This window comes from Longimicrobium sp., from assembly GCF_036399255.1.
Classification (GTDB): Bacteria; Gemmatimonadota; Gemmatimonadetes; order Longimicrobiales; family Longimicrobiaceae; genus Longimicrobium.
Window position 1 is genome coordinate 1 of sequence record NZ_DASWNM010000041.1, and the last position, 20,159, is coordinate 20,159.

Consider the following 20,159-nt stretch of genomic DNA (forward strand, 5'->3'; position numbering starts at 1 on the left):
GCTCGCACGAAATCCTGCGCGCCGACTGAGAAATCTACTGTCTGCTGCTGGTGCCCCGCTGCACCGCTCCGGCACTGGCCCTGTCCGCCCGTGTCGTAGCCGCAAGGTAAGCACGGGCTACCGCGTCTGCCCTCCAGCAAATCCGACAGTAGATTCCTCGGCCCTGCAACCTCTGGTGTGAAGGCAGGCTGCGGCGTGGCCGGGCCTCGGAATGACAGCGCTGGTGGATCTGACTGGATGTGCAGCGTCGGATTCTTAAACACCCTCTCAGGAAGTCATTGCTCCTCGTGATACCCGCAGAGGTCTGGCGACACTTCGCGGGAAGTCAGTTTGCCGCGGAGGTTCAGCCTCCGCCACTCGCGCGGACGGGACCCGCGGCTCGCGCCGGGGTCCCGCCTGTCGTCCGTCTCTGGTCCGTCCCGCCGCTACTCCACCGTCACCGCGCCGCTCCAGGCGGTCTGTGCCACCCCGTCCGTCACGTGCACCACCGTGAAGTTGTACGAGCCCGCCGCCAGGCCGGAAACGCGCCCCGTGTAGTTCTGGTGCGTGATCACCTGCGTGCAGGTGTTGCCGTTGTAGTCGGCGGTCACGGTCACCGTTACGTCCGTCTGCCGCGCGCTGCGCGTGGCGCTGACGTCGTAGCACGGGTTGGGCGTCGTCAGGCTGCCGCCGAAGTCGATGCCGCCGGCGCCGCCGGACGCACTCTGCGGGGTGCGGGCGGCGTAGTCGTAGGTGGGCGTGCGGTTGAAGGTGAAGTTGCTGGACGCCGCCATGGCGATGCCGTCGCTCTCCGACACGAACGCAGAGGCCGTCGTGGGCGATCCGTCGCACGCCGCCGTGGCGGCAAGCAGCGCGATGGTCATCAGCCCCGTGGTCACTGCCTTCATCGTGTCCTCCAGTTCGGAAGTGTTGGCCTGTCCGCGCCGGCCCTCCGGCACGGTCTGCTGTCGCTTCCGGCGGCGTCCCGCCGTTCTTCCCTTCGGGCCCGATCTGCCTCTCAAGGCGTGGCGGCAACCGAGGCAAGTCGCGGGCCACCTTCGCCCTCGGTAAGTCGATGCAAACCGGCAACTTACGCTTGGAACGCATGAACAAACCCTGGATCGCAGGATAAAATCAGAGAAGCAAGCACCTGCGCTGCAAGCTGTTGTGGATGAGGGATATACGGGCGGTTGGCGCGTGCGGGCCCGGAAACATCTGGATAGAAAGCGGACGCCCCGCCGGCGGGTGTCGGCAGGGCACGTAACGAGCGGCGGTGAACGCGGGCGCACGCGGTGCGGGAGCGTCCCACACCACGCGGACCATCGAAGCAGAACGAAGCGGGGCCCGCGACGGATCGCGGGCCCCGCTTTTGGCCGGCCTCAGCGGCCGGTGCGGGCTACTGCACCGTCACCGTGCTGGTGTAGGCGGTTTCGGACGTGCCGTTGACGACGTGCACCACGTTGAAGGTGTACGTCCCCGGCGCCAGGCCCGAGATGCTGCCGGTGTAGTTGTTGTTGGTGATCACCTGCGCGCAGAAGCCGCCGTTCGGGCTGGCCGTCACCGTGAGCGTGATGGTGTCGCGGCGCCCGCTCTGCGTGGCCGACACGTCGAAGCAGGGCGTGGGCGTGGTGACGCTCCCCGTGAAGCTGATGGTGCCCGTGCCGCCGGTGGCCGTCTGCGGGGTCTGCTCGCTGGAGCTCTGGGTAGACGCGAACGTCAGCGTGCCACTGGGTGCCTTTGCCGCCGCGATCCCTTCACCGGCAACGAGCGCCGATCCCGCCGTGGGAGACCCGTCGCAGGCCGCCGTGGCGGCCACCAGCGCGATCATCATCAGCCCCTTGCCCAGTGTCTTCATCGTAGCCTCTCCCATCCTCGGAAGTTGTCGCCTGTCCGTGCCGGCCCCCTGCCGGCGTACGGTCTGCTGTCGCTTCCGGCGGCGTCCCGCCGTCCCCATCCCCCGGGCCCGTTCTGCCTCTCAAGGCGTGGCGGCAAGCGAAGGCAAATCACGGGCCAGCTTTCGTTCCGCTAAGTCGATGCAGAAGTGTAACTTAGGCGCTCAGGCCACCGAACGATCGTTCGATCCCACGCGAAAGTAGGGGAAGCAAACACCACGATTGTAACCCCATGCGGATCAGCGGCTTGGCGGGATTCCGCAGCAAACGTTTGGCGGCGAGTGTACGGTTCGTACGTGTTCCTTGGCGCGGCGTGTAACGATCGCGTTGTGAAATCGAGTGCATGGACGACAAACGGAGAGAGGACGCCGGGGGGTGCCCCTCCGCGTCCTCTCTCCGTTTCTCCGCGACCTCGAATCGACCCCAGAAGCCGTTCTGTCGATCCGGATCAGCCGGTGCCCGCGACCTCGGCCAGCTGCTCGGCGTTCAGGCGGTAGGTGTACCACTCGGTCATGCGGCGCGCGCCCAGCTTGTCGTAGAAGTCGATGGCGAGCTGGTTCCAGTCCAGCACCACCCACTCCATCCGTCCGCACCCGCGCCGCACCGCCTCCACGGCCAGGGCCTTGAAGAACGCGCGCCCCATCCCGAACCGCCGCGCGTCCGGCACCACGAACAGGTCTTCCAGGTACAGCGTGGGCAGCGCCAGGAACGACGAGTACGTCTCGAGCACGATGGCGTACCCCACCGCGCGCCCGTGCAGCTCGCCCAGGAACACGCTGATGCGCGGCCGCTCGCCAAAGGCGTCGTTCAGCAGCCGCTGGCGCGCCTCGGGGGTGGGGCGGTCCAGCTTTTCGTAGTCCGCCAGCGCGTCGACCAGCGTCAGGAACGTCTCGCCGTCCGCGGGCGTCGCGGGGCGGATGTGGATGGCGTCCGTCATTCCGCGGAGTCCGGGGTGCGGGGCGGGAGCAGGGCCGGGTCTGCCTGGTAGACGGTGACCGCCGTGTCCTCGAAGACGCGGCGCTTGCCGCCGGGCGCGAGCTCGTGCTCCACCGCGTGCTCCACCGACAGCGTGGCCGCGAACGGCGTCCGCAGCCAGATGGCGATCAGCCGGTCCAGCATCTTCGACTCGTACGGCGGGTCGGCGAAGCACAGGTCGTACGCGCCCGCCTGCAGCGCCTCGGCAAAGGGCAGCGCGTCCTTCTTGAAGATGCGCGTCTTGGCCCGCAGGTGCAGCGCGGCCACGTTGGCCTTGAGCGCGTGCAGGCTGGCCGGGCGCGTCTCCACGAAATCGGCGTACGCCGCCCCGCGCGAGAGGGCCTCCAGCCCCAGCGCGCCCGTGCCGGCGAACAGGTCCAGCACCCGCGCGCCCTTCAGCACCGGCTGCAGGTGCGAGAGCCACGCGTCGCGCACGTGCTCGGCCGTGGGGCGCACGCGCCGGTCCGGCGGCGACGTAAGGTGGCGCCCCGCGTGCTTTCCGCCCACGATCCTCATCCGACCCTCCCCCGAAAAGCCTTCACGGCGCGATCCATCCCTTCCACTTGGCCTCGTCCCATCCGACGGTAAGGTGGTTTCCCGAGCGCACCAGCGGCGTCACCAGCAGCGCGGGATCGTCCGCCAGCATGGGGAGAATGCGCGACTCGGCTACGTGCGCCACGTGCAGCCCGCGGTCCTTGAAGCGCTTGCCGCCGCGGTCCAGCAGTGCCTCGGCGCCAAAGCGCTCCGCGAAGCGCTTCAGCTCGCCCGGCGACGCCGCGCGCTCCTTCAGGTCCACGAAGTGGGTCCTGAGCCGGCGCTCCTTGAAGAACCGCAGCGCCTTCTTGGTCTCGTTGCAGCTCTTCAGCCCGAAGATCTGTACTTCCATCCGACAAGTGCAGGGAAATGGTGGTTGGGAACCGGTATTGGGGCGAGCCGCCGGCGCCCCCTCCGCTCGCCTAGGCTCGCACCTCCCCCAAAACTGCTGGGGGAGGTTGGTGTCGCCCGCGGAGATCGAGGCTCTTCGACACACAACGAACTGCGTCCGCGGGGTGCCCCTCCCCCGGCCCCTCCCCGTTCGTTCCTCACGGAGAGGGGAGAATTCGATCGCGCTACAACAGTCTGACGCACACCCAACCTCCCCCAGCAGTTTTGGGGGAGGTGGGCGAGTAATGCGAGCCCGGAGGGGGCGCCCGCCCTTCGCCGCGAATCTTCGGAAACGACGATACGCCGCCGCCGGGGGACGCCCTACGCCGCCGCCTTGGCCCGCGTCCGCGGCTTCGCCTCGGCGGCGGCGGGCGTGGTGCGCGTGTGGCCGGCCAGCCTGCGCACCGTCCACGCCAGCACCAGGTTTACCGGCAGCGCCAGGGCGATCACGTGGCCGTTGCGCTGGTCCAGGCCGGGAAGCACCTGCATCACCAGTCCCAGGACCGAGAGCGCCGCCACCGCCGCGGCGAGCAGCCACGCCCCCCGCGCCGCCCAGCGCGCGCCGTAGGCCAGGCACGGCACCAGCAGCACCAGCGGCAGCGCCAGCGGCGAAAGCTGCAGCAGGTTCTCGTTGCGGTAGGCGATCTGGTGGTTGGTGAACGCCCACAGCCCCAGGAGCGCCACGCCGGCCGTCCCCGCGAACAGCAGCCAGATCGCGCTCACCGCCGAGTACCCGAACCGCGCCGCCGCCGACCGCGGCGCGGACATCCCCGTCAGCAGCAGCACGGACGAGATCAGCACCGACGCGACCATGAAGAACGGGATGGCCAGCGGCGGGTCGCGGCGCTCCTCGGCGCGGCCCCGCGCCGGCACCATGGTCCACTCGCGCGCCACCAGCGGCACCTGGCGCCCACTGGCGTCGGCGACGGTGACGGCGCGGACCTGCTCCTGCAGCTTGAAGGGCAGGAACATCTCCTCCCACGCGCTGATCCGGCGGTCCGCCGCCGGCCCCAGCCCCGCCGCCAGCCCCACGTACGACGGCTCGTCCTCCACGATCAGCCGCTCGCTGTGCCAGCGGTAGGTGGTGCCCGTCATGCTGTCGGCCGTGGCCGCGCGCAGGCGCCCGCCGATCACCCGGTCCAGCACGTCGCGCACGCGGGTGGAGCAGTTGTCGCGGTAGTAGTCGTACAGGTACTCGCGGTTCTCCGGGCGCGCGTTGTTCTCGAGGAACGCCTGCAGCTCGCGCTTCTGCGCGGGGGTAAGGTTCAGCTGCTGCGCCCACACCGCGCGGTTGAAGTACTGGTAGCTGTACAGCGTCTGGTCGATGCCGTGCACCCCCAGCTGGTACAGCCAGTTCCCCTTCATGAACCGGCCCCAGTACCCGGGCGAGTTGAAGTCGAACATCCCGTAGTTGTACACCCGGTCCGTCTCCGCCGCCGCGGGGTCGTGGATCCAGAGCGCGTTGTGCCCGAACTTTTCCCACACCAGGTCGCCCTGCCCCATGGTGAGCAGGGTGACGGTCAGGCCGGTGTCGGGGGCCACGGGGGCCTGGGCGCGCGCGGGGACGGCGGCAAGCGCCAGCGCGGCGGCGACGAGCAGAAGGGGGCGGATGGACATCGGGGGCTCTCGTGGGATCGTGCAAAGCGTTTGGCGGTGCACAAGTTACCCCGAAAGGCGAGGAATGCGCCATGCCCGGCGCACTTTCGCCGCTGGCGGCGGGGGCGTACTCTGAGGCCGGGAGAGGGACGACGACGCAACGAATGGGGATGGAGGGCACGTGTTCCGCGACGACCTGCTGGCGGGCAAATCGGTGCTGGTGACGGGGGGCGGCTCCGGGCTGGGGCTGTCGATGTCGAAGAAGTTCGCGGCGCTGGGCGCCAACGTGGCCATCACCGGCCGCAGCGCAGAGCGGCTGGCGGGCGCGGCGGGGCAGATCGACCCCAGCGGCGAGCGGGTGTTCACGCACCCCTGCGACGTGCGCGACTTTGCCGCGGTCGAGGCCACCGCCGCCGCCGTGGCCGAGCGCTATGGCGGCATCGACATCCTGGTGAACAACGCCGCCGGCAACTTCCTGGCGGCCACCGAAGACCTGTCGCCCGGCGGCTTCAACGCCGTGGTGCAGACGGTGCTCTACGGCACCTTCAACGCCACGCTGGCCATCGGCCGGCGGATGATCGAGGCGGGGAAGGGCGGCGCGGTGCTGAACATCGTCACCACCTACGCGTGGACGGGAAGCGCGTTCGTCATCCCCAGCGCCGCGGCCAAGGCGGGGGTGCTGGCGATGACGCGGTCGCTGGCGGTGGAGTGGGCGGAGTACGGCATCCGCAGCAACGCCATCGCCCCCGGCCCGTTTCCCACCGAGGGCGCCTGGAACGCGCTGATGCCCACGCCTGAGATCGAGGCCGAGGCCCGCGCGCGCATTCCCATGAAGCGCTTTGGCGACCACGACGAGCTGGCCAACCTTGCCGCGTTCCTGGTGTCGGACGGCGCGCCGTTCGTCAACGGCGAGTGCGTGACCATCGATGGCGGCGAGTGGATCGCCAGCGGCGGCGAGTTCAACGGCCTCACGCGCATGCCCCGCGCTGCCGTAAAGGGCGCGCTCAAGGCCATGCGGGGAAAGTAGTAGTCCGATGACAGGGGCCGAACCTAGGCTTATGCATCTCGTACCGAACGACTGGACAGAGGCGAAGTACATCCTTAGCCAGTTGCCTCGATATATCTTCCGCGGACACGCAGAAACCAATTGGGAACTCACGACCTCACTGGAACGAGCTGCCATTCGATGGAACGCATATGCCCACATAGAAGATGCAGAAGCGGCAATGCTACGGGAGTTCCAACGCCGGGCCCATCACTACGGGGTTGATCTGCCAGAGAAGAACGACTTGGTCGAATGGCTGGCTCTAATCCAACATTATGGCGGGCCAACGCGTCTACTGGATTTTACCAGATCCCCGTACGTAGCAGCCTTTTTCGCGATGGAAAATGCGGATCGGGATGCCACAGTATTCGCAATTGATACAGATGCGCTGATGACGAAAGCAAGAAACACCTACACATTCAACACCAGCGATTTCAATACAAAAATGCTTGCTGAGGCGAACAATGTCCTTCAGCAGCGCTCGAGGAATACAGGCCTTCTATGGGTTGAGCCAGATCGGCTAAACCAGCGAATATCAGTACAGCAGGGGACATTTTTGCTGCCCTTGGATACCGCGCGCAGTTTTGAGGACAACATGTTTGAGGATTTTAGCGTCAGGTCCTCAATGTTCAGTCAGATGGAACCACAGAAGCTCACAAGTTACACGTTTCTAGATCGTGCGATCCTCGTAAAAATAGTTCTTTCTCGGAATTTCCATTCGCAAGCGATGCTTGATCTCGCGTCAATGAATGTCACATCAACGTCGCTCTTTGGAGGGTTAGAGGGGTTCGCCCGTTCCCTCCCCGGAATTCTGCGGGAAGATGACGCAAGATTTTACCACCACATGTACGTCAACCAGATTTTCCGCCAGCAAGGATCACGGGGAGTTGGAGGCCGCAAGGAGCATAGGGGTGACTAAATGAAAGCTGCCTTCCTTGCCATCGGCGACGAGATCGTCGGCGGGCTCACGACCGACACCAACTCCGGCTTCATCGCGGGCGAGCTGAAGGCGCTGGGGGTTGAGGCGGTCTGCGGCTTCAGCGTACGCGACGAGGAGGACGAGATCATCCGCGCCTTTGGGCAGGCGCTGCGGCAGGCGGAGCTGGTCATCAGCACCGGCGGGCTGGGGCCCACGGCGGACGACCTGACCACGGCGTGCGTGGCGAAGCTGGCTGGGCGCGAGATGGTGCTGCACGAGCCGTCGCTGCAGTTCATGATCGAGCGCTTTCGCGGGCGGGGGATGGAGATGCCGCCCAACAACCGCAAGCAGGCGCTGTTTCCCGAAGGCGCCAAGGTCATCCCCAACCCTAACGGCACCGCGCCGGGCTTCATCTGCCCCATCACGGTGGATGGGCAGACGCGCCACGTGGCCTGCTTTCCCGGCGTTCCCCGCGAGACGCGGCACATGGTGGCGGCCACGCTGGTGCCCTGGGTGGCGGCGCGGCAGCCCGGGCGGCGTTTCCTGTCGCGCACCTTCAGCACCGTGGGGCTGGCGGAGAGCCGCATCGACGAGCTGCTGGAGGGCGCCATTGGCCCCGACGAGGCGCGGGTGGCGTTCCGCGCCTCGTTTCCGCGCATGTACGTGCGGCTGACGGTGGACGGCACGCCGGATGACGACCTGGAAGGGCGGATGGACGGGCTGGAGGCGCGCGTCCGCGAGCGGCTGGGCGACGCCGTCTACGCCGCGGGCGACGAGGGGCTGGAAGAGACGGTGGGCCGCATGCTGCGCGAGCGCGGCCTTACGCTGGCGCTGGCGGAGTCGTGCACGGGCGGGCGCATCGGCGACCGCATCACCGACGTGCCGGGGAGCTCGGCGTACTTTCTCCTGGGTACCGCCACCTACAGCAACACGGCGAAGACGTCCGTGCTCGGCGTGTCGGAGCAGACGCTGGCCGCGCACGGCGCCGTGAGCACGCAGACGGCGGAGGAGATGGCGGCGGGCGCACGGCGCCTCGCCGGCGCGGACGTGGGACTTTCCACCACCGGCGTCGCGGGGCCGGGCGGCGGTACCCCGGACAAGCCGGTGGGCACGGTGTGCATCGGCCTGGCGTGGGAGGGCGGCACCTGGGCGCGGCGCTTTGACCTGGGTGACCGCGGCCGTGACTGGATCAAGGCCACCACCGCCCAGATGGCGCTCGACAGCCTGCGCCGCTGGCTGCTGAGCGCTCTGGTATGAATTGTGTACACAAGGATAACGCATTACATTGAGTATGCGGCGGGCCTTCGCGTAGAAATCGATAGCATCAGGAGCAGTACCAATGGTTGCACGAATGGGTGCCCGCGAGGCGCGGCAGAAGTTTTCGGAGTTGATTGGCCGCGTACATTACGGAGGGGAAACCGTGATTCTCGAAAGTTCGGGCAAGCCCATGGCAGCAGTGGTCCCAATTGACATGTATCGGCAGATGATGGAAGAGCGGGACGCTCGTTTCGAGCGACTGGAGAAGATGAAGGAGAGTCGCCCCGCCTTTTCCGAAGAAGAGGTGGAGGCCGATATCGCCGAAGCACTCGCAGCCGTGAGAGGCAGGAATGTTACGAGTGGTACTTGATACCTCCGTACTCGTCAGTAACGTGCTGTTCCCCCAAGGTGTGCCCGCTCAGGTCTTCAAGGCTTGGCGGGCACACTGCTATTCTCTTTTTACGACACCGGCGATTCTGCAGGAGTTGATGACGACGCTGGCATATCCTCGGATCAGACTCAAATACCGGATCTCGGAAGCGGAAATCCAGGAGACGGTTGATTACATCCGGGATTACGCCTCGTTCGTCCCTGGCACGGCGGATGTCAGTGACTCGCTGTTGCGCGACCCGAATGATCGGATGATCCTGAGCACGGTTCTGGAGGCAAAAGCGCACGTGCTGGTCGCCAGTGACAAAGACCTTCTCGTCTTGGGCCAGTACAGGGGTACTGAGATCGTCACACCAAGGCAGTTTCTAGAGCGTTTCGTGAAGCTCGGCGAGCAGCCGGACGCAGGCGGATGACTCTTCGTTAGTAGCGGACGACGAGACGGAACTCGGCGTGGACGACCAAGCGCCGCGACTGCACGTGCACATCCTCGCGCCGGGACTCATCCGCTGCGGGGAATGCCAACCGAGACGGCCCCGCCCCGCTTCCTTCCGCACCTCCCGCTGATCGGGCTTCTTCTACAAACATCTAACGCCCGTGCACGGAAGTTGCCTCGGACCCGGCCCGCGCCCGCGCCCGGCGGGCTGGCACCGTGCCCAATCGAAATGACGGCGGAGGATTATCCGAATGGCGGACATCAACATCGAGAAAAAGCGCAAGAGCCCGTTACCCTGGATCCTGGGCCTGCTCGCCCTGGCCCTGCTGGCGTTCTTTCTGATGCGCAACCGCGGCGACGACGAGCCCGAGGCCGTCGAGGGCACGGTGGTCGACACCACCACGTCGATGACGCCCACCTCCGGGGCGCCCGTCACCACGACCCCGTAGCTCCAGGTGCCTGCCGGGAGGGCACGCGAGGCTTCTCGGGTGAGCGGACAGCAAAGCGGGGCGGGCCAGATGGCTCGCCCCGCTTGCTGTCGATGCACGATTGCAAAAGCCACCTGGGCGGCAGGAGCGGCACGGCCTGCAAGGGCGAATGATGCCCATTTCGGATCTGATTCGGTGATCGCCGGGTTGCGGACGCGCAGGTGCTTCGGACGCCGTATGAGCCGGGCCGCCGAGTCCGCGAAGGCGGACTTTGCGATTTTCCAGCGGCGAATTCATTCGCTCCAGCGGGCGGACGGCACGTTGCCGGATTAAATCGCAACGGCATGATTCGCTGCAACAAGGACACGAAATCCGCCTTCGCGGATTGGCGGGTTCGGTGGTTGCTCACGGGCTCCGTGCGCCCCGGGCTTTACCTGATGCGGGTGGATGGATTCCGGGCGTGGCGCATCCTATCTTGCAGGCACCATCCGGCAACCGAATCCCGAACGTCCGTCCATCGACATGAGCTTTTCCGGAACCGTCCTGATCACCGGCGCCACCGCGGGCATCGGCGAGGCGTGCGCGCGGGCCTTTGCGGCGGCGGGCGCGCGGCTGGTGCTCACCGGCCGGCGCCGCGAGCGGCTGCAGGCCCTGGCCGACGAGCTGCGGCAGGCGCACGGCACCGAAACCCACCTGCTGGCTTTCGACGTCCGCGACCGCGAGGCCGTCTTCGCGGCTGTGGGCGGGCTGCCGCCGGAGTGGGCGGCCATCGACGTGCTGGTGAACAACGCCGGCCTGGGACGCGGGATGGACAAGGTGCAGGCGGGCGACGTGGACGGCTGGGACGAGATGGTGGACACCAACGTCAAGGGCCTGCTGTACGCCACCCGCGCCGTTATGCCGGGGATGGTGGAGCGCGGGCGGGGGCACGTCATCAACCTGGGCTCCGTGGCGGGGCACGAGGTGTACCCCGGCGGCGCGGTGTACTGCGCCACCAAGCACGCGGTGGGTGCCATCACCCGCGGGCTGCGGATGGACCTGCTGGGCACCGGCGTGCGGGTGAGCACGGTGGATCCGGGGATGGTGGAGACGGAGTTCAGCGTGGTGCGTTTTCACGGCGACCGCGATCGCGCCGACAAGGTGTACCGCGGCATGACCCCCCTGACCCCCGCCGACATCGCCGAGACGGTGCTGTGGGTGGCCACGCGCCCCCCGCACGTGAACATCGACGAGATCATCATCAAGCCCACCGACCAGGCCAGCGCCACCCTCGTCCACCGCTCGGAGACGCCCGCATGACACCGGAATCCTTTCGCACCGACCTGGCGAGCGCCGGGCTGGGCCGGCACGTCGAAACGATCGCCGCGCTCGCGAAGCCCTGCATCCAGCTTGAAACCAGCCCCGGTGACGACGCGGCGGATCGTGTGGGGGCGTCGCGGCTGGGCGGAGAACCCGACCTCCCCCCGGGGGAGCCGTGGCCGGAGTGGCAAGGCCAGCCCATGTCGTTTCTCGTGCAGATCGACCTGGCGACCGTCGCGGGACTTCCGGGCGCGGACGTGCTTCCTTCCGACGGGCTGCTGTCGTTCTTCTGCGAGGGTGCGATCTGGAGGGGCGATCCCACGGACGGAGGAGACTGGCGGGTTCTGTACACTCCGGCCGGGGCCTCGCTGGAGCGCGCACCCATTCCGGATGCGATGCCGGAGGACGGCATCTTCACCGCATGCGGGCTGACTCCGCGCCCGGGCGTGTCGCTGCCGGATCACGGTGAACCACAAAAAATGGCACTGGGGTTGTCATGGGACGAAAGCGATGCGTACATGGACGTACGGGACCGGGGAGCCGGGAGCATACCCACGGAGCACCGGTTGCTGGGCTGGCCGGACATCGTCCAGAACGCCGAGATGGAACTGGAGTGCCAGATCGCGTCCACTGGCCGTGAATGGGACTGGACTGACCTGGACCGGCTCCGGGCACAGCAGGAGCCCGGTACCGCGGAGTGGCGCCTGCTCCTGCAACTGGCGTCCGACGACGCCGCGGACATGATGTGGGGTGACGTGGGACTGCTGTATTTCTGGATTCGCGAGCCCGACCTGGCCGCGCGCGACTTCAGCCGCGTATGGATGATCATGCAGTGCGGCTGATCGGGTGGCGCGATCTGCCCGGTCACTGACGGTTGGACACGAAAGAGCGCGGTGCTCCTCCGTTTCGGCGCCCGCCGCACGTGAACATCGACCAGATCATCATCAAGCCCACCGACCAGGCCAGCGCCACCCTCATCCACCGCTCGGAGACGACTTGCATGACACCGGAATCCTTTCGCACCGACCTGGCGAGCGCCGGGCTGGGCCGGCACGTCGAAACGATCGCCGCGCTCGCGAAGCCCTGCATCCAGCTGGAAACCGTCTTGGGTGACGACACGGCGGGCCGTGTGGGGGCGTCGCGGCTGGGCGGAGAACCCGACCTTCCCCCGGGCGAGCCGTGGCCGGAGTGGCAGGGCACGCCCATGTCGTTTCTCGTGCAGATCGACCTGGCGACCGTCGCGGGACTTCCCGGCGCGGACGTGCTTCCTTCCGCCGGACTTCTGTCGTTCTTCTGCGATGCCCACGGTGCAGTCTGGAACGGCCACCCCGACGCAGGGGCCTGGCGGGTTCTGTACACTCCGGCCGGGGCCTCGCTGGAGCGCGCACCTATTCCGGATGCGGTGCCGGAGGACGGCATCTTTACCGCATGCGGGCTGACTCCACGCCCGGGCGTGTCGCTTCCAGATCACGGTGAACCACAAAAAGTGGCACTGGGGCTGTCATGGGACGAAAGCGATGCGTACATGGACGTACGGGACCAGGGAGCCGGGAGCATTCCCACGGAGCACCGGTTGCTGGGCTGGCCCGACATCGTCCAGAACGCCGAGATGGAACTGGAGTGCCAGCTCATGTCCAGTGGCATTGAATGGACCTGGGATGACATGGACCGGATCCGCGCAGAGCTGGAGCCCGAGATCGCGGAGTGGCGCCTGCTCCTGCAGCTGGCCTCCGACGACGACGCGGGCATGATGTGGGGTGACGTGGGACTGCTGTATTTCTGGATTCGCGAGCCCCACCTGGCCACGCGCGACTTCAGCCGCGTATGGATGATCATGCAGTGCGGCTGATCGGGTGAGCACGGTGGATCCACGGAGTTCAACGTCCCGCGCTTTCAAGGCGGCAAGGCACGCGCGGACAGGGACTGCCAGAACATGACTCCGCTGTCCCCGCGCTGAACGGACGAAGGACGCAGGAGGGCTGATCCATCGCCCCCTGCGTCCTTTTCGCTTCCTCCCCGCGCGCAACTGCCTTTCGGCCGCGCGGTCAACTTGCCATACCGAAGCCCGCGGAAACACCTGTCATTCTGAGGGAGCGCCCACCCCGGACTCTCGGAACAGCCGCGGAGCCGTTGGCGCGACCGAAGAATCTCTCTCCCCTCGCGCGGAACCCCACCCGGGCATCGCCCGGGAACCCAGCGTGACGGAAAGATCCTGCCGCTTCGGACAAAGATTCTTCGGTCGGCGCCACGCTCCTGCGCGCAAAGAGAGCACTTCGCGGCGCCTCCCTCAGAATGACAGTTTAGTCATTCTGGTATAAGCAGATCCGCTCCGCGTCTAGTAATCGGCGTCGGACCGGCGCGGAAGGGGCGGCGGCTCGTCCGGGTAGCGCTCGTCCGGATAGGACTCGTCCGCGTGCCGCTCGGGGAGGGGCGGCGGCGGAAGGTCCACGCGCGACTCGCGGGGGCGCAGCGAGGCCTGGTGCTCCGGCGGCAGCGCGGGAGACGAGGACTCGCGGCTGAACGCCTGGATAACCCGCTTCTCGATCAGCGGGTCCAGCGCGCCGCCGGTGTACGCGGGAAGCGCGGCGATCTCGCGCGCCGTAAGGACGTGCACCCACGCGTCCTCACCCCGCTCGCGCAGCTCCACGAACTCCATGGGCACCACCACGTGCCGGTCGTCGCGCAGCCGGAACAGGTCGTCGGCCACGTCCACGTCCAGGTACATCACCTTCATCAGGTGGGGATCCACCAGCATGTCCTCCACCACGCCCACCCGCTCGTTGTCCTCGCCGAACACGGTCCACCCGCGCAGGTTGGGCGCGTCCTTGGGCAGGCGGAACCCGCGCGCCTCGCGCAGCGGCACGATCTGCGGCGTGCCCTGGTTCTCCAGCGCGTCGAAGGGGAGCGGCGGGCCGTAGAAGCGCGGATGGGCGCGCTCCATCTCGGCCACCACCTCGCCGTCGAGCGGCCGGTCGCCGTCGTACGGGGGCAGGCGGCGCACGTCGGCGTCGAGCCAGCGGTTCAGGCGCATGGACTGCTCGCCCCAGTCCAGCTCCTCGACGGGGATCAGCACGGTGCTGCCCAGCAGCCCGCGCTTCACCGCCAGAAAGCGCACCCGCCCGTCCCGCCCGATCAGCAGGTCCGACACCGTGCCTACGGTGGCGCCGGCGGGGTCCGCCACGGCCCACCCGACCAGGTCGCGCGTGCGCAGCACCTCCGCCCGCGAAGCAGCGCTCTCGGCCATCGTCATCCCTCCGTCCCGTGGTGGCTCAGCGCGCTGGCGGGATTACCAGCCGCTGCCCCGTCCGTACCTGGTCCGACTCCATCTCGTTGGCCTCGCGCAGGGCGGCCACCGTAACCCCGTACCGCCGCGCGATGCCGAACAGCGTCTCGCCCTGCGCCACGGTGTGCGTACGGCCGCCGCGGGGCTGTGTGGGCGCCGTGGAGGGCCGCGCGGGGGTGCCCGTGCCGGTGCGCGCCGGCTGCGCGGGTGCCCGGCTGTCGCGCGCGCCGGCGGGCAGGCGCAGCACGTCGCCCACCTCCAGCTCGTTCATGTCCACGTCCGGGTTCAGCGCCCGCAGCTGGGCCGCCGTCACCCCGTACCGCCGCGCGATCCCGTAGAACGTCTCGCCCGTGGCCACCGTGTGCGCGCGGGGCCGCGAGGTCGCGGGCGTAGATGTGCTCGCCCCCGCGCGCCCGCTCGTCGCGGAGGTCGACGTGTTCGATCCCGTCCGTCCGCCCGTGGTCGTGGACGCGCCCGATCCGGCCCGCCCGCCCGTGGTGGTGGATGCGCTCGATCCCGTCCGTCCGCTCGTGGTGGTGGACGTACTCGATCCTGTCCGTCCGCCCGTGGATGCGCCCGCGTCGTTGCGCCGCACGGTCACGGTGTCGCGGGGGGCGCGGCGGGTGGTGGATGCGGCGGTGTCGCGGCGCGCGGTGGAGCCGGAGGCGACGCGCTGGCCCTGGCCCGTCCGCGCCGTGTCTCGTGCGGCGGGCCGGGATGCGGACGCCGTGTCGCGGCGCGTGGTAGAGCCGGAGGGGACGCGCTGGCCCTGGCCGGTCCGCGCCGTGTCACGCGCGGCGGGGCGGGCTGTGGACGCCGTGTCGCGGCGCGTCGTGGATCCCGAGGCCACGCGGGCGCCCGTCCCGGCACGCGCGGTGTCGCTCGCGGCCGGGCGCGCGGGGGCGGCATTCACCCAGACGACCTCGCTGCGGGCGGGGCGCGGGGCGGGCTCGCCGCTGGCCTGCACGGTGAACGGCCCGGTGCCGGCCGCGCGGGCGTAGGGGCCGTCCGCGGAGACCGGCACCGTGTCGGCGGCGGCGGGGGCCTCTTCCTCCTCCAGCGCGTCGATCGACACCACCTCGCCCTCCTCGGCCATGCGGATGCTGTCCGCGGCGGCGCGGCCGATCCGCACCGTGTCGGCGGGCGGGCGGCGGGTGGACGGCGCGGCCTGCGCCGCGGCATCGGCCGCGGCGCAGGAGAGGACCAGGAGCAGGAGCGGAAGGCGGCGCATGAGGTCAGGCCTGGGTGGGCTCTCCGGCCGCCTTTTCACGGCGGTGCTTGAGCCACTCGATGATCGGGGGAATCAGGGACACGAGGATGATGGCGATCACCACGTACTCGAAGTTCTCCTGAACCGCCGGAATGTTCCCGAAGAAGTAGCCCGCGAACAGAAAGATGGTGATCCACGCCACCCCGCCGATCACGTTGTAGGTAAGGAACCGCGCGTAGTCCATCCGGCTGGCTCCCGCCACGAACGGCGCGTACGTCCGCACGATGGGGATGAAGCGCGCCAGGATGATGGTCTTGCCGCCGTGCTTGGCGTAGAACGCCTCGGTGCGGCGCAGGTACTCCGTCTTCATCACCTTTGCGTCTTCCTTGAACACCCGCAGCCCCAGCCACCGGCCGATCTGGTAGTTCACGGAGTCGCCGATGATGGCGGCCACCATCATCAGCACCCACAGCAGCAGGATGTTGAGCGCGGGGTCGCCGGGCTTGTTGGCCGCCGCCACCACCGCCCCCGCCGCGAACAGCAGCGAGTCGCCGGGAAGAAACGGCGTCACCACCAGCCCCGTCTCGCAGAAGATGATGAGGAACAGGATGGCGTACGTCCACCCGCCGTACTGCCTCAGCAGCTCGGCCAGGTGGGTGTCCATGTGCCGAAAGTAGTCCAGCAGCTGCAGCAGAAAGTCCATCGTCTCCCCGGGCCGCCGTAAGGGCAGGGTGGTCAGCGGTCGGGAAGCCCCCGACGCGGGTGCCCAATGCTACGGGCGCGGCCGTGGGGATACAAGGTTCGGACCGGAGTGCGTGAGCGGGTGAGCGGGAGTGCGTGAGTGCGTGAGTGCGTGAGTGCGTGAGTGCGGGAGTGCGGGAGTGCGGGAGTGCGGGAGTGCGGGAGTGCGGGAGTGCGGGAGTGCGGGAGTGCGGGAGTGCGGGAGTGCGGGAGTGCGAGAGTGCGAGAGTGCGAGAGTGCGAGAGTGCGAGAGTGCGAGAGTGCGGCGGATCGGTGCGGCAGTATCGACCCGGCCTTGTCTCAGCAACGCACCAGCCTTTGTCGGCCAACGCAGAACATCGATCTGTCATTCCGAAGGAGGCGCCGCACGGAATCGTCCTGTACCGCGTACTCTGGCGCCGACTGAGGAATCTACCGTCGGAATTCTCGTGACTTGATCGTGACCGGTACTTGCGGCAAGGACCAGCGTCGGCGCGGATCAGTCCGGGTCGCGGTGGACGGTGGCGGGGGAGAAGGCGGGAAGGCAGACGGCCACGTACTCGGCGCCGCCGGGCTCGGGCGTGCTGTAGCGCACCCACTCGCCCGGGTGCTGCACGACGGCCTGGCCGGCGCGCACCTCCATCGCGCCGCCCTCGTGCTCCACCCGCAGCATCCCGCGCAGCACCACGGTGATCTCCTGGAACTCCGGCCGCTGCCCCGGCTCCACCCACCCCTCCGGCGACTGCATCCGCGCCACGCTCACCTCCGCGTGCCCGCTGTTGACGCGGCCGGCGAACTCCTCGATCCGCTTGGGCTTGTTGCCGGCGGCCTCGATGACGGACGGGGCGGGGATCAGCACAGGCATCGGATCAGCCTCGGAGAGCGGGATCGGGGACCGGGGATCAGGACGCCGGCTGCGAGGTGGGGACGCCGAAGGCGCGGGCGTGCCAGGAGTCGCGCAGCGGCTTTTCCCATCCGCCCGCCCGCAGCTCGCCCACCGTGCCGATGGTGTTGTCGAAGACGGTCGTCTCCTCCGTCACCCCGGCGGCGGCGGCGCGCTGGCGAAAGGCGGGGCGGGGCTCGGCCTGGATCTCTCCCCGCGCGTCGCGATAGAAGACCAGTGAGCCGTCGCGCATGGGCACGCCCATCTGCCCCTCGAGCTCGCCCAGGGTGCGGAACAGCGAGTCGATGGAGCAGCCGGACACGCCGGTGGCCCGCTCGTCGGCGCCCACGAGCAGAAAGCGGCCGTGGCGCATCTCCCGGCCGCCCACCACCGGCGCGCCGTGCGCCGCCCAGCGCCGCAGAAAGGCGTCGGCGTGCTCCAGCAGCGCGCGCTGCTGGTCGTCGTCCAGGGGGCGCGCGGCGGCGAACACCCACAGGCGGGCGTCGTCGGGAAGCCGGTCGAACGGGACTGCGGGCATGGGTCTCCTGCCGGTAGAGGGTGGCACGGTGCCAATCTACAACGCCGCGCGCCGCCGCCCAAGCGTGCATGCTGTCGCCCGGGGGGCGAAGCCGTTAGCATTCAGGCGGATACACGTCGTCCATCTCCCCAACGCGAACCGATTCCCGAGTGAAGGCAGACCGGCGCGGCACCCGATCGTATCGTGTGGGCACCACCATCGCGGCCGTGGCGTCGGGGATGCTGACGTGGCTGGTGTGGTACATCCCCCTCGCCTTTCTCTTCCAGTTCTCCCCCGCCGTCGCGGTCGTGGGGATGGTGGTGCTGGCCGCGCTGTTCCTGCGCGTGTACGCGCTTCCCGGGCGGTGGAGCGCGCGGGCGCGGGCCCGTTCGCGCGTGCGGGGGGTGGGACGGGCGTGGCCGTGGGTGGCGCTCACGGCCCCGGCGATGGTGGGGCTTACGCTGGGGCTGTGGAGCGCGCTGCTGGCGATGGGGTGGGCCACGGAGGTGGACTTTGGCCCGGAGATGGAGAAGTTCCTGGCCCGGCCGGGGGGCGAGGCGGCGTTCTACCTTCTGGCGGTGGTGGTGGCGCCGCTGCTGGAGGAGTTCGCCTTTCGCGGCTGGATCCAGCGCCCGCTGGAGCGCCGGCTGAGCGCGCAGGCCGCCATCGGGGTGACGGCGGTGCTGTTCGCGCTGGCGCACATGGAGCCGCAGTACCTGCCGGTGCGCCTGGCCGGGGGGCTGGTGCTGGGGCACGCGGTGTACGCCACGCGCTCCATCTGGGCGGGCGTGGCGCTGCACCTTTCGTGGAACGCCGGCGTGCTGGCGTTCGGCACCGCGCTGCCGGACTTCGACCCCACCGGCAAGGGGTGGCGCTGGGCCGTGCCCGCCGCGGCCGTGGCGGTGCTGAGCCTGGTGTGGTGCGCCTGGACGGTAAAGCGAATGCAGGACGAGACGGGGCGGGCGCGCCCGGCGGGCCGCACGGAGGCGCGTAGCCTCCCCGTGGAATCGTCGTCCTGACCCTTCGCTACTCCGGCTGGTCCGTGCCGGCGAACCGCTGCTGCAGGTCCTGCATCCACGCGGGCCGCGCCTTGCCGCTCTGGTCGTAGCCGCGCCCCACGCACTCCAGCAGGCAGCCGGCGGTGTCGCGCCGGGGATCCGGCGGCAGGTCGTGCACCAGCACGTTCAGCGCGGCGTACGCGTCCTCCAGCCCCACGTTGCCGGTCTGCACGGCCGCGTACTGCACGTACCAGCTGCGCAGGCGCCGCAGCGTGGGCGAGTAGGGCGCCGTCCCCTGCAGGAACTTCTTCAGACCCGTGGGGCTCATCCCGATCTCGCGTGCCACGCTGCGGAGCGACGTGTTCTCCACGCGCGCCGCGGCGGTCTCGCGCAGGTGCTTGGTGGTGGCGCTCCGGGGATCGCTCGCGTTCATTTGATTTTCCTTCCCAAGGTGTACCGAAAGGTGCTGCCGGCGCCGTCCTACGGCAGAATAATAATACCGAACATTTCCCGAAGCAAGTGGCTGGCCACACCGCCTATAAGTGCACGGCGGGGGCACTTAGCCCTCCTGCCCGGCTTCGGCCGGCGCAGCTCCCACGGTAAATGCCGCCACTACAAGAAAATTCGCCAGAGTCGCAAACAGAGTGGACACGCAGGCTCCTCCTGCGGCGGCAGCAGTCCACTTTTACCCGCCTGTGGCGCTATCTGCGCGCACATGCACGCGCCGAATCTCTGGAATTCGCATGGTTGACGCAAGCTCCACGTGAAAACTTTCGCGCCCGGGGGCCGGAGTGCACCGGAAACGGGACTGAACCCGGAGACGCCCCCAAGGTTCCCTCGCCCGCCTTCGGGAGGCGCTTCGGCTTCGGTTTCGGTCTTCGGTTTCGACTTTCGGTTTTCGGGTCCGGCCTTTTCGGATTCCTCCGGTCCGGAGCCCTCCGCCGGATGACGTGTGGAGAGCCCCGCGCGTTTCAAGGGGCGTGGCTGAGGGCGGTTCGAAGGGTTTTCGAACTCGCGCGACGACGGGGGCCCCTCTCCCCCGCCAAGCCTTTCGCTCGTTCCCCGCGACGGCTGGCGACCCCTCCCCCAAACCGCGGGGGAGGGGTGAGGACTGAGGCTGGACGACGGACATCGAACTGGCGCCCGCCGGCGCCCCCCTCTCCCGGCCTCTCCCCCCTGAACTGCAGGGGGGAGAGGTGACGCGAGCCGAAACCTGCGGAGCGCGATCGAATTCTCCCCTCTCCGCGAGGAACGAGCGGGGAGGGGACGGGGAAGGGGAAGGGGCCCTCCCCAAACTGCGAAGAGGGGTGGGACTGAGGCTCGACGACGGATATCGAACTGGCGCCCGCCGGCGCCCCCCTCTCCCGGCCTCTCCCCCCTGAACTGCAGGGGGGAGAGGTGACGCGAGCCG

General features: G+C 68.7%; 22 protein-coding genes. 10 read left to right on the forward strand and 12 right to left on the reverse strand.

Going from position 1 to position 20,159, the window contains the following annotated elements:
- Window positions 1-425: 425 nt before the first annotated feature.
- From VGC13_RS06880 to VGC13_RS06905, 6 genes are all read right to left on the reverse strand, one after another.
- On the reverse strand, window positions 426-887 hold the full coding sequence (locus tag VGC13_RS06880) for a hypothetical protein (RefSeq protein WP_331124488.1): 462 nt from the start codon (window positions 885-887) through the stop codon (window positions 426-428).
- A gap of 488 nt (window positions 888-1,375) precedes the next feature.
- Entirely contained in the window at window positions 1,376-1,834 is a 459-nt protein-coding gene (locus VGC13_RS06885) for a hypothetical protein (RefSeq protein ID WP_331124489.1), read from the reverse strand.
- A 485-nt stretch (window positions 1,835-2,319) separates the two neighbouring features.
- Window positions 2,320-2,808, reverse strand: coding sequence for a GNAT family N-acetyltransferase (locus tag VGC13_RS06890; RefSeq protein WP_331124490.1), 489 nt, complete (start codon window positions 2,806-2,808; stop codon window positions 2,320-2,322).
- Entirely contained in the window at window positions 2,805-3,362 is a 558-nt protein-coding gene (locus VGC13_RS06895; RefSeq protein ID WP_331124491.1) for an RsmD family RNA methyltransferase, read from the reverse strand. Before VGC13_RS06895 ends, VGC13_RS06890 begins: the two co-directional genes overlap by 4 nt.
- 22 nt (window positions 3,363-3,384) lie before the next feature.
- Complete coding sequence (locus tag VGC13_RS06900) at window positions 3,385-3,732, reverse strand: arsenate reductase family protein (RefSeq protein ID WP_331124492.1); 348 nt, start codon at window positions 3,730-3,732, stop codon at window positions 3,385-3,387.
- Window positions 3,733-4,091: 359 nt separating this feature from the next.
- A complete protein-coding gene (locus VGC13_RS06905) occupies window positions 4,092-5,387 on the reverse strand; it encodes a DUF4105 domain-containing protein (protein ID WP_331124493.1) in 1,296 nt (431 codons plus the stop codon).
- A gap of 160 nt (window positions 5,388-5,547) precedes the next feature.
- Here VGC13_RS06905 and VGC13_RS06910 point away from each other — a divergent pair, with 160 nt between their 5' ends.
- The 9 genes from VGC13_RS06910 to VGC13_RS06950 all read left to right on the forward strand — a co-directional run bounded on the left by VGC13_RS06910 (window position 5,548) and on the right by VGC13_RS06950 (window position 12,986).
- Window positions 5,548-6,393: an SDR family oxidoreductase gene (locus VGC13_RS06910; protein WP_331124494.1), complete on the forward strand. Its 846-nt coding sequence runs from the start codon at window positions 5,548-5,550 to the stop codon at window positions 6,391-6,393.
- Window positions 6,394-6,424: 31 nt separating this feature from the next.
- Window positions 6,425-7,330, forward strand: a complete 906-nt coding sequence (locus tag VGC13_RS06915; RefSeq protein ID WP_331124495.1) for an FRG domain-containing protein — start codon at window positions 6,425-6,427, stop codon at window positions 7,328-7,330.
- On the forward strand, window positions 7,331-8,587 hold the full coding sequence (locus VGC13_RS06920; protein WP_331124496.1) for a competence/damage-inducible protein A: 1,257 nt from the start codon (window positions 7,331-7,333) through the stop codon (window positions 8,585-8,587).
- Window positions 8,588-8,681: 94 nt separating this feature from the next.
- Window positions 8,682-8,957 (forward strand): type II toxin-antitoxin system Phd/YefM family antitoxin, encoded by a 276-nt coding sequence (locus tag VGC13_RS06925; RefSeq protein WP_331124497.1) that lies wholly within the window; start codon window positions 8,682-8,684, stop codon window positions 8,955-8,957.
- The gene (locus tag VGC13_RS06930; RefSeq protein WP_331124498.1) at window positions 8,947-9,390 is read left to right on the forward strand and encodes a putative toxin-antitoxin system toxin component, PIN family; all 444 of its coding nucleotides are present in this window, start codon (window positions 8,947-8,949) and stop codon (window positions 9,388-9,390) included. The genes VGC13_RS06925 and VGC13_RS06930 overlap by 11 nt, the downstream gene beginning before the upstream one ends.
- Before the next feature lie 271 nt (window positions 9,391-9,661).
- On the forward strand, window positions 9,662-9,859 hold the full coding sequence (locus VGC13_RS06935) for a hypothetical protein (protein WP_331124499.1): 198 nt from the start codon (window positions 9,662-9,664) through the stop codon (window positions 9,857-9,859).
- A 501-nt stretch (window positions 9,860-10,360) separates the two neighbouring features.
- Window positions 10,361-11,137 (forward strand): SDR family oxidoreductase, encoded by a 777-nt coding sequence (locus VGC13_RS06940; protein ID WP_331124500.1) that lies wholly within the window; start codon window positions 10,361-10,363, stop codon window positions 11,135-11,137.
- Window positions 11,134-11,979, forward strand: a complete 846-nt coding sequence (locus VGC13_RS06945) for a YwqG family protein (RefSeq protein WP_331124501.1) — start codon at window positions 11,134-11,136, stop codon at window positions 11,977-11,979. Before VGC13_RS06940 ends, VGC13_RS06945 begins: the two co-directional genes overlap by 4 nt.
- Before the next feature lie 80 nt (window positions 11,980-12,059).
- Window positions 12,060-12,986: a YwqG family protein gene (locus VGC13_RS06950; protein ID WP_331124502.1), complete on the forward strand. Its 927-nt coding sequence runs from the start codon at window positions 12,060-12,062 to the stop codon at window positions 12,984-12,986.
- A 486-nt stretch (window positions 12,987-13,472) separates the two neighbouring features.
- Here VGC13_RS06950 and VGC13_RS06955 read toward each other — a convergent pair whose 3' ends face one another.
- From VGC13_RS06955 to VGC13_RS06975, 5 genes are all read right to left on the reverse strand, one after another.
- Window positions 13,473-14,387: a PRC-barrel domain-containing protein gene (locus VGC13_RS06955; protein ID WP_331124503.1), complete on the reverse strand. Its 915-nt coding sequence runs from the start codon at window positions 14,385-14,387 to the stop codon at window positions 13,473-13,475.
- Window positions 14,388-14,406: 19 nt separating this feature from the next.
- On the reverse strand, window positions 14,407-15,651 hold the full coding sequence (locus VGC13_RS06960; protein WP_331124504.1) for a LysM peptidoglycan-binding domain-containing protein: 1,245 nt from the start codon (window positions 15,649-15,651) through the stop codon (window positions 14,407-14,409).
- A gap of 4 nt (window positions 15,652-15,655) precedes the next feature.
- Window positions 15,656-16,333, reverse strand: a complete 678-nt coding sequence (locus VGC13_RS06965) for a DedA family protein (protein WP_331124505.1) — start codon at window positions 16,331-16,333, stop codon at window positions 15,656-15,658.
- Window positions 16,334-16,849: 516 nt separating this feature from the next.
- Complete coding sequence (locus VGC13_RS06970; RefSeq protein ID WP_331124506.1) at window positions 16,850-17,215, reverse strand: hypothetical protein; 366 nt, start codon at window positions 17,213-17,215, stop codon at window positions 16,850-16,852.
- A gap of 37 nt (window positions 17,216-17,252) precedes the next feature.
- Window positions 17,253-17,771 carry a hypothetical protein gene (locus VGC13_RS06975; RefSeq protein ID WP_331124507.1) on the reverse strand — a complete coding sequence of 173 codons (519 nt, stop codon included), beginning with the start codon at window positions 17,769-17,771 and terminating at the stop codon, window positions 17,253-17,255.
- Window positions 17,772-17,920: 149 nt separating this feature from the next.
- Here VGC13_RS06975 and VGC13_RS06980 point away from each other — a divergent pair, with 149 nt between their 5' ends.
- Entirely contained in the window at window positions 17,921-18,769 is an 849-nt protein-coding gene (locus VGC13_RS06980) for a type II CAAX endopeptidase family protein (RefSeq protein ID WP_331124508.1), read from the forward strand.
- 7 nt (window positions 18,770-18,776) lie between these two features.
- Here the strand turns inward: VGC13_RS06980 and VGC13_RS06985 are convergent, their stop codons facing one another.
- A complete protein-coding gene (locus tag VGC13_RS06985) occupies window positions 18,777-19,181 on the reverse strand; it encodes a hypothetical protein (protein WP_331124509.1) in 405 nt (134 codons plus the stop codon).
- Window positions 19,182-20,159 lie beyond the last annotated feature (978 nt).

Coding starts and splice junctions, on each gene's coding strand:
- VGC13_RS06920 (WP_331124496.1), top strand. CDS start 7,331: ATGAAAGCTGCCTTCCTTGCCATCGGCGACGAGATCGTCGGCGGGCTC.
- VGC13_RS06975 (WP_331124507.1), bottom strand. CDS start 17,771: ATGCCCGCAGTCCCGTTCGACCGGCTTCCCGACGACGCCCGCCTGTGG.
- VGC13_RS06880 (WP_331124488.1), bottom strand. CDS start 887: ATGAAGGCAGTGACCACGGGGCTGATGACCATCGCGCTGCTTGCCGCC.
- VGC13_RS06890 (WP_331124490.1), bottom strand. CDS start 2,808: ATGACGGACGCCATCCACATCCGCCCCGCGACGCCCGCGGACGGCGAG.
- VGC13_RS06970 (WP_331124506.1), bottom strand. CDS start 17,215: ATGCCTGTGCTGATCCCCGCCCCGTCCGTCATCGAGGCCGCCGGCAAC.
- VGC13_RS06985 (WP_331124509.1), bottom strand. CDS start 19,181: ATGAACGCGAGCGATCCCCGGAGCGCCACCACCAAGCACCTGCGCGAG.
- VGC13_RS06965 (WP_331124505.1), bottom strand. CDS start 16,333: ATGGACTTTCTGCTGCAGCTGCTGGACTACTTTCGGCACATGGACACC.
- VGC13_RS06915 (WP_331124495.1), top strand. CDS start 6,425: ATGCATCTCGTACCGAACGACTGGACAGAGGCGAAGTACATCCTTAGC.
- VGC13_RS06900 (WP_331124492.1), bottom strand. CDS start 3,732: ATGGAAGTACAGATCTTCGGGCTGAAGAGCTGCAACGAGACCAAGAAG.
- VGC13_RS06940 (WP_331124500.1), top strand. CDS start 10,361: ATGAGCTTTTCCGGAACCGTCCTGATCACCGGCGCCACCGCGGGCATC.
- VGC13_RS06925 (WP_331124497.1), top strand. CDS start 8,682: ATGGGTGCCCGCGAGGCGCGGCAGAAGTTTTCGGAGTTGATTGGCCGC.
- VGC13_RS06905 (WP_331124493.1), bottom strand. CDS start 5,387: ATGTCCATCCGCCCCCTTCTGCTCGTCGCCGCCGCGCTGGCGCTTGCC.
- VGC13_RS06935 (WP_331124499.1), top strand. CDS start 9,662: ATGGCGGACATCAACATCGAGAAAAAGCGCAAGAGCCCGTTACCCTGG.
- VGC13_RS06955 (WP_331124503.1), bottom strand. CDS start 14,387: ATGACGATGGCCGAGAGCGCTGCTTCGCGGGCGGAGGTGCTGCGCACG.
- VGC13_RS06885 (WP_331124489.1), bottom strand. CDS start 1,834: ATGAAGACACTGGGCAAGGGGCTGATGATGATCGCGCTGGTGGCCGCC.
- VGC13_RS06960 (WP_331124504.1), bottom strand. CDS start 15,651: ATGCGCCGCCTTCCGCTCCTGCTCCTGGTCCTCTCCTGCGCCGCGGCC.
- VGC13_RS06895 (WP_331124491.1), bottom strand. CDS start 3,362: ATGAGGATCGTGGGCGGAAAGCACGCGGGGCGCCACCTTACGTCGCCG.
- VGC13_RS06945 (WP_331124501.1), top strand. CDS start 11,134: ATGACACCGGAATCCTTTCGCACCGACCTGGCGAGCGCCGGGCTGGGC.